Annotated in this window: 2 protein-coding genes; both read right to left on the bottom strand. The window is 73.0% G+C overall.

The genetic code is table 11. From position 1 onward, the window contains the following. Window positions 1-28: 28 nt before the first annotated feature. Window positions 29-12787, bottom strand: a complete 12759-nt coding sequence (locus tag ACFYXM_RS28990) for an amino acid adenylation domain-containing protein (RefSeq protein WP_389293734.1) — start codon at window positions 12785-12787, stop codon at window positions 29-31. Between the two features lie 168 nt (window positions 12788-12955). Beyond that, the coding region (locus ACFYXM_RS28985; RefSeq protein WP_389293732.1) for a condensation domain-containing protein at window positions 12956-14427 on the bottom strand (1472 nt) is incomplete at its 5' end.

Genomic DNA, 14427 nt, shown 5'->3' with positions numbered 1-14427 from the left:
CTCCGGTGGTCACCGGCTGCCGGTCATGTCACCTTCCCTCGGCGAGTTCTCCCAGCGCCCGCGCGTAGGCGTCCGCCAGACCGTCGATGGTGCTCCGCTCGTACTGTGCCGTGGAGTACGACCAGCTGACGGTCAGCCGGCCCTCCTGCACCAGCGCACCGACATCGATCAGATGCGGCCTGGCCTCACCGAGGTCGAAGTCACGGCCGACCACGTCCAGTTCGCGGCGGATCAGGCGGCCCGCCCCGCTGTCGCCGCCCGCGCCGCCCGCCATGTCGAACCGGCCCAGGTAGTTGAAGCTGATCTGCGGATGGGGCGCGTCCGGGAGCAGGCCCTCTCCGAGCCAGCGCAGGGCGCCGTGCCCGACGCCGTGGTGCGGTACGGCCCGCAGTCGGCGCTTGACCGCCCGGACGGTCTCCGTCCAGCCGGCCCCGGCCGGGGTGTGCAGCGCTACGGGGTGCAGGGCCGTGAACCAGCCGACCGTGCCCGACAGGTCGATGTCCTCGAAGAGGTCCTCCCGGCCGTGGCTCTCCAGCGCGACGACCTGGTCGTCCCGGCCGGTCCAGTCCGACAGGACCCGGCCGAGCCCGGCCAGGAGCAGGTCGTCGATCCGGGTGCGGTAGCGGCCGGGCGCGGCGTGCAGCAACGCGTGGGTCCGCTCGGCGCTCAGGGTGACCGCCACCGCGTCCAGCTCCGCCCCGGTGTTGGGGGCGTCCGGGCGGTCGACCGGCAGGGTGCCCGCGGCCACGCGCACCGCGTCGGCCGCGGCCCGCCAGTGGTCCAGCTCCGCGTCGAACCCGCCCTCCGCGACGTGCCGTTCCAGTCGGCGCGTCCACTGCCGCACCGACGAGGTCCGGGGCCGCACCTCGACCGGTTCACCGGCCGCCGCCTGCGCGTAGCCGGCCTCCAGGTCGTCGAGCAGGATCCGCCAGGACACGCCGTCGACGACCAGGTGGTGCGCGGTGAGCGTGAGCCAGGGCGCGCGACCGGGGCCCCGGTCGGCGTACAGGACCCGCAGCAGCGGGCCGTCACCGAGCCGGAACCCGGCCTGCGCCGCGCGGACGACGGTGTCCCAACGGGCGTGCGCGGAGTCCTCGTCCGCCGTGCCGGACAGGTCGTGCACGGTGAACAGGGCGTCCGGGCCGGTGTCCTCGACGGCCGCGACGTGCCCGGTCCACCGGCCGTCCGGGCCGGTGGGCGCGTAGGTGGAGCGCAGCGCCCCGTGCCGGGCCACCAGGGCCGCCACGGCCGCCCTCAGTGCTGTCGGGTCGGTGCCAGGGGCGAGTTCGAAGGAGTTCGTCATGTCGAAGTGGGCCGGGGCGAGGGGGTGCGTCTCGAAGAACCAGCGCGCGATCGGGGTGAGCGGCAGTTCGCCGGTCTCGGTGTCCTCGGCGATGACCGCCGGGGACACCGTGTCGCGGGCCGCGTCTGCCTCCGCCGCCAGAACCGCGACGGTCTGGCCCACGAACACGTCCCGCGAGGACAGTTCGAGACCGGCGCGGCGGGCCCGGGACACGACCTGGATGCTGAGGATGGAGTCACCGCCCAGGTCGAAGAAGGTGTCGTGCACCCCGACCTCGTCGACCTTCAGCACGTCCGCCCAGATGGCGCAGAGCGTCCGCTCGGTCTCCGTGCGCGGGCCGACACGCCCGGCGACCGACCCGGTGTCCGACGGCGCGGGCAGCACCTTGCGGTCCGTCTTGCCACTCGCGTTCACCGGCAGCGCCGGCAGGGTCACGTAGGCCGACGGCACCATGTAGTCGGGCAGTGTCCGGGCCAGGTGGGACCGCAGTTCCTCGGGCGGGCACGGTGTCGCGCCCTCGGCGGGAACCGTGTAGGCCACGATCCGCTTGGCGCCCGGCCGGTCCTCCCGTACGACGGCCGCGCCCTGTTCGACCGCGGGATGGGCGGCGAGCGCGGCCTCGATCTCGCCGAGCTCGATCCGCAGGCCGCGGATCTTCACCTGGCCGTCGGCGCGGCCGACGAACTCCAGCCGCCCGTCGGCCCGCCAGCGCACCATGTCGCCGGTCCGGTAGAGCCGCGCGGCGCCCTTCGGGTCGGCCGGGTCGGGCACGAAACGGGTGGCCGTCAGGCCCGGGCGGCCCAGGTAGCCGCGGGCCACGCCCGCACCCGTCACGTACAGCTCCCCGGGTACGCCGACCGGGACGGGGCGCAGCCGTCCGTCGAGCACCGACACCTTCGTGCCGGAGACCGGGCCGCCGATCGGGGGCACGGCCGCCGCGGTCGCGGGGGCGGACGGCAGCGTCCCGCTGAGGGTGGCGACGACCGTGGTCTCGGTCGGGCCGTACGCGTTCAGCATCCGGCGCCCGTCGGCCCAGCGGGCGACGAGGTCCGCGGTGACCGCCTCACCGCCCGACAGCAGCGTCCGCAGGCCCAGCGCCCGGCCGGCCGGGATGCTGCCGAGGACGGTCGGCGGGATGAAGGCGTGCGTGACGCGTTCCCGCTCCAGGACGTCGGCGAGGTCCTCCCCGGCGAGCGGGCCGCTGGGCAGCGGGGCGCCGTCCGTGTCCCGGGCGCCGGGGTCGGTGGGCAGGACGAGGGTACCGCCGCCGCTGAACGCCATCAGCAGTTCGAGCACGGACGCGTCGAAGCCCGACGACGCGAGCTGGAGGAACCGCCCGCCGTCTCCGGACGCACGGTACGCGGCGGCGTGCCCGTCCGGCTCCCGGACGGTCCGGGCCTCGGTGTCCTCCCCGTCCAGGTCGCGGATGGTGCGGGCGAGGGAGGCCAGACCGGTGTGCGGGACCACCACGCCCTTCGGCCGGCCCGTCGAGCCGGAGGTGTAGATGACGTACGCCGCTGCCGACGCCGGTACCGGCACGCGCACGGGCCGCGTGGCGGCCCCGGCGTCGGCCCGGACGAGTGCCGGGTCGTCGGCCGTGAGGACGACGGGCGCGGCGCCCCCGGGCCGGGCGGGCGATGCGATGAGCGCGTCGGCGCCGGTCCGGTCGGTCACCAGCACGGTCGCGCCGCAGTCGGAGAGCACGTAGTCCAGCCGCTCGGAGGGCCAGCCCGGGTCGACCGGGACGTACACGCCGCCGGCCCGCAGTACCGCGATCACCGTGACCACCCATTCGGGCGAGCGGGGCAGCATCACCGCGACCCGTGATTCGAGCCGGACGCCGCGGGCGCGCAGCAGCCCCGCCATCCGGTCCGCCCGTTCGTCCAGTTCGCGGTAGGAGATCTCCTCGCCGCCCCACGCCAGCGCGGGCGCGTCCACGTACGCGGCGGCCCGTCCGGCGAACCACTCGCCGAACGCGACCGGAGTGGAACCATCGCGGCCGGTGCCCCAGTACGCCGCGCGGCGTACCTCGTACGGGGACAGCGGGGCCACGTCGGCGAGGGTCGCCGCCTCCCCGGAGGTCAGCTCCCGCACCATGCGGGCCAGGTGCTCGGCGAGCCGCCGCGCGGTGACGGTGTCGAACAGCAGCGGGTCGTAGGCCAGGTCCATGCTCAGCCCGCCGGTGTCGCCCCTGCCTCCGCCCGCGATGAGCGTGAGCGGGTAGTTGGTGGCCTCGACGGCTTCCACCTCCCGCAGCCCCACCCCGTGCCGGGCGGCGGCGTCGGCGTCCGCCGGGTAGTTCTCGAACACCACCAGGGTCTCGAACAGCGCCGTGCCGGAAGGGACTTCGGTCTCGATGTCGCTCAGCGCCACGTACTCGTGCCGGCGGGCCTCGACGGCCCGTTCCTGGATCCCGCTCAGCCAGGGCACGACGGGGTGGTCCATGGAGACGTCCACCCGCACCGGGAGGGTGTTGATGAACAGGCCCAGGATGCTGTCGGAGCCGGGCAGTTCGGCGGGCCGCCCGGAGACCGTCGCTCCGAACACGATGTCCCGCGCTCCGCTGTGGTGCGCGAGGAGCAGCGACCAGGCGCCCTGCACGACAGCGTTCGGCGTCAGCCGGTGGCGTCGCGCGAACACCCGTGCCCGCTCCGCCTCGGCCGCCGACAGCACAACCGGTACCCGCTCGGTCGAGCGTCCCTGGCGTTCCCGGGAGGCCGGACGGTCGCAGGGCAGGGACACGGGCTCGGCGAAACCGGCCAGCCGCTCCCGCCAGTAGGCGCGCCCCTCGGCGTGGTCGCGTGCCCCCAGCCACTCCAGGTAGTCCCGGAACGCCCCCCGCGCCGGGGCCGGTCGCGCGGTGTCCGCGCCGGTCAGTGCCGCGTACTCGGCGATCACGTCCGACAGGAGCGCGGCGCTGCTCCACCCGTCCAGGAGCAGATGGTGGAAGGTCCAGAGGACCTGTACGGCCCCGCCGGGCAACGTGGCCAGGGTGAGCCTGGCCGGTGGCGCCGTGCCGAGGTCGACGCCTCGTTCGCGGTCCGCCGCGAGCAGGGCCGTGACCCGCGCGGCGCGATCCTCCTCGTCGGCGCAGGCGGACCAGTCGAGGAACGCGACCGGCAGCGGCGCCTCGCGGTGCACGACCTGTACCGGCCGCTCGGTCTCCTGCCACGCCACCGACACCCGCAGCGCGTCCGTCCGGTCCGCCACCCGCCGCCAGGCACGGGCCAGCGCAGCGGCGTCGGTCACGCCGTCGAGGACACAGGCGAACTGCTCCAGGTACGCGGCGGATTCCGGCGCGGCGAGGGTGTGGAACAGCATTCCCGCCTGGAGCGGCGTGAGCGGCAGCACGTCGGTCACATTCCGCCCGTCGCCGACGACACGGTCCACCTCGTCCTGCGTCAGCGCGACGAGCGGGAAGTCGGCGGGCGAGCAGCGGCCCGCCGTGGGCTGCGCGCAGTGCGCGACGAAGTCGGCGAGCGCGGCCGTGAAGGCGTCGGCCAGCCTCCGCACGGTCTCCTCGCGGTGCAGCCCCGGCGAGTACGTCCAGGAGAAGACGAGCCGGCCGTCCTGGACACCGCCGACGACCTCCAGGAGATGGCTGCGCCGCTCGCGACCGCCGCGGTCGCCGCCCGCGTCGGGCAGTTCGGCGCGGTAGAGCCCGCCGCCCGGGGCCTGCGCCGGGGAATCCGTGTCGGGGTGCGTGGAGGGCGACGATCCGGAACGCGGGGCGGCCGGGGAAGCGGACCGCGGAGCGGAGGGGGCTCCGGGCTTCGGGGCGGCCGTCACGTCGAACTGGCCGTGGTAGTTGAAGCTGACCCCCGGCCGCTCCGGAAGGGCGCCCGTGCCGCGGAAGTGGAGTGCTCCGTGGCCGACGCCCCGGTCGGGCACGGCGCGCAGCCTCTCCTTGACGGCGACGATCGTGTCCGGCCAGGCGTCACCCGCGGGCAGCGGGAGCGCGACCGGGTACAGCGACGTGAACCAGCCGACGGTACGGGTCAGGTCGACGTCGTCGAACAGTTCCTCGCGCCCGTGCCCCTCCAGGTCCACCGCCACCCGGTCCTGCCCGGTCCAGCCGCGCAGGGTACGGGCGAGCGCCGCGAGCAGCACCTCGTCCACGCGCGTGCGGTACACCTGGGGCACACGGTGCAGCAGTGCCGTCGTCTCGTCGGCGCCCAGCTCGCACAGCACGGTCCGCTCGGCGGCCACGGTGTCGTCACCGCCGGGCGTGTCCAGCGGCAGCGCGGTCGGCGCACCGTCCAGCGCGGACGCCCAGTAGGCGCGCTGGTCGTCGAAGCCGCCGTCGCGAAGGTGCGCGGCGAGGCGGTCGGCCCACTGGCGCACCGAGGTGGTCTTCGCGCCGAGGTCGGGCGACTCGCCGGAGAGTGCCTGCCGGTACGCCGTCTCGATGTCGTCCAGCAGGATCCGCCAGGACACCCCGTCGACGACCAGGTGGTGGGCGGTGAACTGCACGCGGGGCCGCCGCCCGGCTCCCCGCGCGACGAGGACCCGGAGCAGCGGGGCCCGGTCGAGGCGGATGCTGGAGGCGGCCGAGGAGGCCAGCTCGGTCCAGACGGCCTCGGGGTCGGGGGCGGCGGAGAGGTCGTGCTCCTCCACGACGCCGCCGAGGTCGGGCAGATCGGCGACGGACACGATGCGCGCGGTCGGTGAACCGGACGGGGTCTCGGCGAAGACCGTACGGAGTGCGTCGTGGTGGCTCAGCACGGCCCGCACGGCCGCGCGGAACGCGGACACGTCCAGGTCCTCGGTCAGCTCGAACGCCATCGACATGGCGAAGTGCGCCGGGTCCTCGGTGTGCGTGGCGAAGAACCACTCCCGGATGGGTGTCGGGGCGACCTCGCCCGTCACCTCCCCCTGCTCGGCCGTCAGGGCCGGTCCGGCGCCCTCGCCGTCCCGGCCCGCGGCGTCCCCGGACGCGGTGAGGCCCACGAGCCCCGCGAGGGCGGCGACGGTCTGCCGGGCGAAGACGTCGCGGGACGACAGGCCGAGGCCGGCCCGACGGGCCTGGGCGACGAGCTGGATGCTCAGGATGGAGTCGCCGCCCAGGTCGAAGAAGTTGTCGTGTACGCCGACCCGTTCGACGCCCAGCACGTCGGCCCAGATCGCGGCGAGGGTCTCCTCGACGGGCGTGCGCGGAGCGACGTACGCGTCGGTCGCCTCGGCCGTGGGCGTCGGCAGGGCCTTGCGGTCGACCTTGCCGTTGGCGTTCAGCGGGATCGTGTCCAGCGTCGTGAACGCCGACGGCACCATGTACTCCGGCAGCGTCGCGGCGGCGTGCTCCCGCAGGACCGCCGCGTCCACCCGTCCGCCCGGCGCGGGCACCACATGGGCGACGAGCCGGGCGGGCGCGCCCGGCCGGTCCACGAGTGCGTCGACGACGACCTGTGCCACGGAGGCGTGGGCCGCGAGCACGTGCTCGATCTCCCTGGTCTCCACCCGGAAGCCGCGCACCTTGACCTGGCCGTCGCCGACCCGCCGCACGTATTCCAGCGTGCCGTCCGCGCGCCGCCGCACGATGTCGCCCGTGCGGTACAGGCGCTCGCCGCTCCCGCCCGGGTCGGCGACGAACGAAGTGGCCGTGAGGTCGGGCCGACCCAGGTAGCCACGGGCGAGTCCGGTCCCGGAGACGTACAACTCGCCGGGGACGCCGACCGGCACGGGCCGCAGCCAGGCGTCGAGGACGGTCACCCGCGTGCCGGTGACGGGGCCGCCGATGGGCGGTACGCCCGCCCCGGCGACGAGCGGTGCGCTGATGGTGGCGCAGACGGTGGTCTCGGTCGGCCCGTACGCGTTGAGCATCGTGCGCCCCGGCGCGCACCGGTCGGCCGTGTCGGCGGTGCATGCCTCGCCCGCGACGGTCAGGACCGGCGGCAGGTCCGCCGTGTCGAGCGCGGCGACCAGGGTGGGCGGCAGGGTTGCGTGGGTGACCCCGGTCGCGGCGACGACCGGACCGAGCCTGGCCCCCCAGTCGGCGTCCCGCCCTCCCGGTGTCTCGTCGACGACGAGGGCGGCGCCGGTCAGGAGCGCCATGGACAGCTCCCACCAGGAGGCGTCGAAGCCCGGCGAGGCGAACTGCAGCACCCGCGCACCGGGACCGGCACCCAGCCGTTCCGCCTGTGTACGGGCCAGCGCCGCGATCCCCGCGTGGGTGACGGCGACGCCCTTGGGGCGGCCCGTCGACCCCGAGGTGTGGATGACGTAAGCCCCGGCGCCGGCCGGCACATGGACGCCCGGGGCGCCCGGGGCCTGCGCGGCGAGCGCGCGAACGGTCTCGGGCACGTCGAGCAGAAGCGCCCGGGGCGTACCGGAGGCGGGCAGCCTGCCGAGCAGTGTGGTGCGGGTGAGGAGCAGGTCGGCGCCGCTGTCCGTCAGGATGTAGCCGATCCGGTCCTCGGGATATCCCGGGTCCACCGGAACATACGTGGCGCCCGCCTTGAGGACGCCCAGCACGGCGACGACCTGGTCCACGGAGCGCGGCAGCAGCAGGGCGACCCTCGATTCCACGCCGATGCCCGCCTCCATCAGGTGCCGGGCGAGGCGGTTGGCCCGTCGGTCGAGCTCGCGGTAGGAGACGGGTTCCGCGTGGGGCGCGGTCGCGCTGATGAGCGCCGGGGCGTCGGGGGCCTCGGCGACGCGCAAGGCGAAGAGGGCGGGCGCGGAGAGGGGTCCGCGCGTCATTTTCTGGGCGCCGGTTCCGTCGCCGACGGCTCCGTTGTCGGCCGTTCCGCGGTTCGCCGTTCCGCGGTTCGCCGTTCCGCGGTTGGCGGTCGCGTTGTCAGCGGTTTCGTGGTCAGCGGCAAGGGTGTGAAGGGGGGTATCGGCCGGGGCGGCGAGCAGCCCCTCCGCCAGAGCAAGCCAGTGCGCCGTCATACGACCGATGGTGTCGGCGTCGTACAGATCGGTGTTGTACTCCACGCCCGCACGCAGCCGGCCCGCGTCCTCAAGAAAGCCGAAGGTCAGGTCGAACTGCGCTGTCTCCCGGTCCAGTTCGACCGGCTCCACATGGAGGCCGGGCAGATCGAGGTCCGCGGTCGGGGTGTTCTGGAGACTCACCATCGCCTGCACGAGAGGGGTGCGGCTGGTGTCCCGCTCCGGGGCCAGCTCCTCGACGAGCCTGCTGAACGGCACGTCCTGGTGGGCGAAGGCCCCCAGCACCGTCTCACGCACGGCCGCCAGGAACTCACCGAATCCGCGCGACTCGTCGACATCCGTCCGCAGGACCAGCGTGTTGACGAAGAAGCCGACCAGGTTCTCCCACTCCGCGCGCTCACGACCCGACACCGCCGTGCCCAGCGCGATGTCACGCTGCCCGCTCCACCGCGAGAGAAGCAGTTGGGTGATCGCCGTCAGGCTCATGAAGAGGCTGGCGCCGTGCGCGCGGCCGACCTCGCGCAACCGGTCGGCCAGGGCCCCGGGCACATCGAAGGAGTACAACGCACCGGCGCTGGTCCGGACGGCCGGACGGGGACGGTCGGTGAACAGGTCCAGGGGTTCAAGACCGGCCAGCCGCTGCCGCCAGTAGGCGAGACCGTCGTCCACCGATTCGCCACCGCCATCGGCCGACGGCCGCAGTGCACGCTGGTGAACGGCGAAGTCCGGGTACTGGAAGGGAAGTTCAGGGAGGTCTGCGGCCACACCCCGGAGGGCGGCGGCGTAGAGCGCGCTCAGCTCGCGGGTGATCACGCCCATGGACCAGCCGTCGGTGACGATGTGGTGCATCGACAGCACCAGTACATGCTCCTGCGGCCGATCGGCTCGGCGCGCCAGAAGCGTACGGAACAACGGTCCGTTGCGCAGATCGAAGGGAGCGGTCGCCTCCTGGGCGAGAAGGGCGTCCAGTTCTTCCTTCCCCGTGACGTCGACGACGCGGAGGAGACAGAAGGCGTCGGTGGGGGCGATCGCCACCGTGGCCCGTTCGACGGTGGTGCTCGTGTCGTGCACCACTTGGATGCCGCGGCCGTCGACCTCGTCGAACGTCGTACGAAGCGCTTCGTGCCGGGCGACCAGGGCGGCGAGCGCGACACGCAGAGCGGACAGGTCGAGGGCGCCGGTGAGACGGAGGGCGTCGACCACGTTGTACTCGACGGTGGTGTGCGCGAACTGGTCGAGGAACCAGAGGCGTTCCTGTGCATAGGAGAGAGGAAGCCGTCCGTCGGCCGGTCGCGGAGGAGGCGTGAAATCCGGCTCCGGTGCCGCTGCGGGAGTGAGGGAGACGGCGAGTCGGCCGACGGTGGGGTGGTCGAACAGAGCGCGCGGCGAGAGCACGACGCCGAGGGCGTCGCGGGCGCGGGAGACGACTTGGAGGCTGGCGATGGAGTCGCCGCCGAGGGCGAAGAAGTTGTCGTGGACGCCGACCCGTTCGACACCGAGCACGTCCGCCCAGACACCCGCGAGGATACGCTCGGCATCGGTGCGCGGGGCGACGTACTCCTCCCCCGCCTCCGCCTCCGGAGCGGGAAGCGCCCTCCGGTCCACCTTCCCGTTCACGTTCAACGGCAGTTCGTCCAGGACCACGAACGCCGACGGCACCATGTACTCCGGCAACGCACCCCCCGCATGCCCACGCAGAGCGGCGACATCGACGACACGTCCGACGCCAGGCACCACGTAGGCCACCAGACGCTTCACCCCCGGGCGGTCCTCCCGGACCTGCACCGACACCCGACCCACCGATTCATGCCGGGACAGCACCGCCTCGACCTCGGCCAACTCGATACGGAAACCACGCACCTTCACCTGACCGTCACCACGGCCCAGGAACTCCAGCCGGCCATCCACCCGCCACCGCACCACATCACCCGTGCGATACAGCCTGTCGCCCTCACCGAACGGGTCCGCCACGAACCGCTCCGACGTCAGATCGGACCTGCCGTCATAACCACGCGCCAGACCCGAACCGCCCAGATACAACTCGCCGGGCACACCCACACCCACCGGCCGCAGCGCGGCATCCAGCACATACGCCCGGGTGTTGTCCATGACCGATCCCAGGGGGACGGCGGACCCGCTCGTGTCCTCGGCCCCGAGTCGGCCGCAGAGCGCGAACGTGGTCGACTCCGTCGGGCCGTAGACATGGATCAGCTCCGTGTCCGGGCAGTACTCCAGCATCCGCGCCATCGCCACACCCGACGCCGCCTCACCACCCGTCCACACCTCACGCAGACCCGCGAAACACCCCGGATCCTCCCCCGCCAACACATCGAACAACGCCTTCGTCAAGAACACCGACGACACCCCGGACCGGGCCGCCTCACGCACCACCGGCGCACTCAACTCCGCCTCCGCCACGACCACGGTCCCGCCATTCAGCAACGGCACCCACACCTCATACGTCGCCGCATCGAACGAATGCGGCGAATGGAACAACACCACCCCATGCCCACCCGAACCCCAACGACCGTCCGCCGCCAACGCAACGATGTCCCCATGCGTGACCGCCACACCCTTCGGCACACCCGTCGACCCCGACGTGAACATCACATACGCCAAAGAATCAGCCCCCACGACCGGCGCGACCACACCAGAGCCCACCGGCACCGCATCCACCGCGAGAGCCGGAATGTCCGCGACCTCGTCCACACCCCGGTCCGTGACCACCAGCCCAGCACCGGCCTGCGCCAGCACCTGCCGCACCCGCTCCTCCGGATACGAGACGTGCACCGGTACGTACACACCACCCGCCTTCAACACGGCCAGCATCGCCACGACCACGTCCACCGACCGCTCCAACAGCAGCCCGACCCTGGACTCGGACGACACACCACGCTCCACCAGGACGGCGGCAAGACGGTCGGACTCGGACGCCAGCTCGACGTAGGACAGCCTCGCGGCACCACACCGCACAGCCACCGCCTCCGGTGCCGCGGCGACCCGGCGGGCAAACGCCTCGACCACCGACACACGACCGTCGAACTCCACCACCGCACCCCGGCCGGCCTCCATAACCCGGTCCCGCTCCCCCGCACCCAGCATCGGCACCTCTGCCAACGCCACACCCGAAGCAGCCACCAACCCCTCTGCGAGACCCAACCAGTGCCCCGCCATCCGCTCCACCGTCACCGCATCGAACAAATCCGTGCTGTATTCGATTGCGCCGATCAACTCATCGCCCTTTTCCTCGAATTCGAGCATGAAGTCGAAGGGCAGCGCATCCCGGGTCACCCCCATCGGCTCCAGGCTCAGGCCGGGGAAGTCGGGAGCCGGCTCGGTGGCGCTCTGGAGCACCACCACGGCCTGGACCAGGGGCATGCGGCTGGTGTCCCGCTCGGGGGCCACGGCCTCGACCACTCGGTCGAACGGCACGTGCTGGTGGTCGAACGCCTCCAGCACCGTGTTCTTCACGTCCGTGAGGAAGTCGCCGAACGTGGCGGTCGGGTCGATCCGCGAACGCAACACGAGGGTGTTGACGAAGAACCCGACGAGGTTCTCCAGTTCGGTGCGGTCCCGGCCCGAGGTGGCGGTGCCGAGCGCGATGTCGTCCTGGCCGCTGTAACGCGACAGGAGCAGTTGCGTCACCGCCGTCAGTGTCGCAAAGAGGCTCGCACCCCGTTCCCGGCCCGTGGCGGCGAGGCGCCCTGCCAGCTCCGGCGCGACACGGAACGTGTGGACCGCGCCGGCCGAACTCCGCACGGCGGGGCGGGGCCGGTCGGTGGGCAGCTCCAGGGGTTCCAGACCGGCCAGCCGCTGACGCCAGTACGCGAGCCCCTTCTCCTCCTGCACATCCGAACCGTCGACCTTGTCCCGCTGCCAGACGGCGAAGTCCGCGTACTGGATCGGCAGGGAGGGGAGTCCGGGCGTCTCACCGCGCACGACGGCCGCATAGCACCGGCCGAGTTCGTCGGTGAGGATGTCCAGCGACCGGCCGTCGGTGACGATGTGGTGCATCGCGAGCAGCAGGGCGTGTTCGTCGGCGCCGATTCGTACGAGGCAGACGCGTACGAGCGGGCCTTCGCGCAGGTCGAACGGGGTCAGCAGACGCTCGCGCAGCAGATCGTCGACAGCGGCCCCCGCAACATCGGGCTGCCCGCCCGGCCCGGATTCCCCGGTCTGCCCGATCCCTACGTCCTGTCCGGTGTCTTCGATGTACTCGATCGGTACGGCGAGCGTGGAATGCACCACCTGGACGACCCGGCCGTCGACGGAATCGAAGGTGGTGCGCAGCGACTCGTGGCGGGCCACGAGCGTGTCCACGGCCCTTTGAAGCGCGGCGACATCGAGGTCGCCTCGTACGCGCAGGGCGAGACCGGAGTTGTACTCCGTTCCTCCGGGCCTGAACTCCTCCAGGAACCAGAGGCGTTGCTGCGCGAACGATGCCGGAAGCTCCGCCCCCTCCCCGCGCCCGACGGGAGATATCGCGTCGGGGTCGACCGCCGCCACGGCACCGGCCATGCGTGCCCTGAGCAACTCCTGCATGTGGGCGGGCAGGGCGCTGATCCGGTTCTCCCGGGACGGTTGCGTGCTCATCTCGCGTCTCCTTGTGACACCAAGAAAAGGGCGGGGCGGAAGGGCTGAGGGAATGGGGGTGGGGGGCCGGACGGAGGTCGGCACCGCGCCGGGGACGGGGCGGGGCGGCGACCTCCGGCCGGGGCGGCCCGACCGGAGCGAGCCGAGGCGGTGCGAGGTCCCGGGACGTCAGCCTCGGGCCACGCTCCGCAGAGCCGCGACGAACTCCTCGGCCAGGGCCGCGACCGTCTCCTGGTGGTGCACGGCTGCCGAGTAGTACCAGGTGACGACGAACCTGCCGTCGTCCACGGCGGCGACCACGTCGATCAGATGGTTCCGCTCCTGCTCGGGTCCGTGTTCCTGGCCGTCGACCGCGACGGACCGGTCGAGGAGACCCGCGCCGCCGGTGGCCGTGTCGAACTGCCCCAGGTAGTTGAAGCTGATCAGCGGATCGACGGCGGGGACGAGACCGGGCGTGTCCGCGAGGTGGCGGAGCGCGCCGTAGCCGACGCCCCGGTCCGGGACGGCCCGCAGCTGGCGCTTGACCGAGCGCATGGTCCCCGGCCAGTCGTCCCCTGCGGGGAGTTCGAGCGCCACGGGGTACATCGCCGTGAACCAGCCGACGGTACGCGTCAGGTCAATGTCGTCGAACAGTTCCTCGCGACCATGTCCTTCCAGGTTCACGGCGACCTTGTCCCGCCCGGTCCAATCCCGCAAGGTGCGGGCGAGGGCCGCGAGGAGCACGTCGTTGATCTGGGTCCGGAACCGGCCGGGGACCTGATGCAGCAGCGCGTGCGTGTCATCCGTGTCGAGGTATGCCATGACCGCCGCCTGGTCGGCGACCTTGTTGCCGCCCTGCGGCATGTCCCGCGGCAGCCCGATCTCGGCGGCTTCGGCCACCGAGCTCCAGTACGCCGCCTGGGCGTCGAAGCCTCCCTCGCGGACGTACGCGCCGAGCCGGTCCGCCCAGTCGCGCACGGACGAGGTCCGCGGCCCGAGGTCGGGGGTGCGGCCGGCGATCACGTGCTCGTACGCGGTGGCCAGGTCGCCGAGCAGGATGCGCCAGGAGACGCCGTCGATCACCAGATGGTGCGCGGTGATCAGCAGGCGGGCCGGTGCGTCCCCGTCGGTGGCCGTGCCGACGACGGTGCGGATCAGGGGGCCGACAGCGAGGTCGAGCCCGGCCTGTGCGTCGACGACCAGTGCGTGCCAGGCCGCGTCGGCTCCGTCGGCAGGAAGCGTGTGGACGGTGAAGACGGCGTCGAGGTCGGCGTCGGGGGTGATCCGGCCGGTCCAGACACCCTCCGCGTCCTGGACGAACGTGGAGCGCAGGGCGTCGTGCTGAGTGACCAGCGCTCCGACTGCGGCACGGAGCGCTGCCAGGTCGACGCCGCGCGGCAGCTCGAACGCCAGGGACATGTTGAAGTGGCCGGGGGCCACGGGGTGGGTCTCGAAGAACCACTCCCGGACGGGGGTCGACGCCACCGTTCCGCTGACCGGTTCCTGTCGGGCCGCGCCCTCGCCGGGGTCGAGTGCCCCGTGCGGTCCGGCCTCGTCGATACGAGCGGCGAGGGTGGAGATGGTGGGGTGCTGGAAGACGTCCCGGGACGAGAGTGACAGACCGGCGCGGCGGGCCCTTGAGACGACCTGGAGGCTGATGA

It is taken from the genome of Streptomyces sp. NPDC002476, assembly GCF_042889785.1.
Lineage (GTDB): Bacteria > Actinomycetota > Actinomycetes > Streptomycetales > Streptomycetaceae > Streptomyces.
This window is presented reverse-complemented; position numbering and strand designations above follow the sequence as displayed.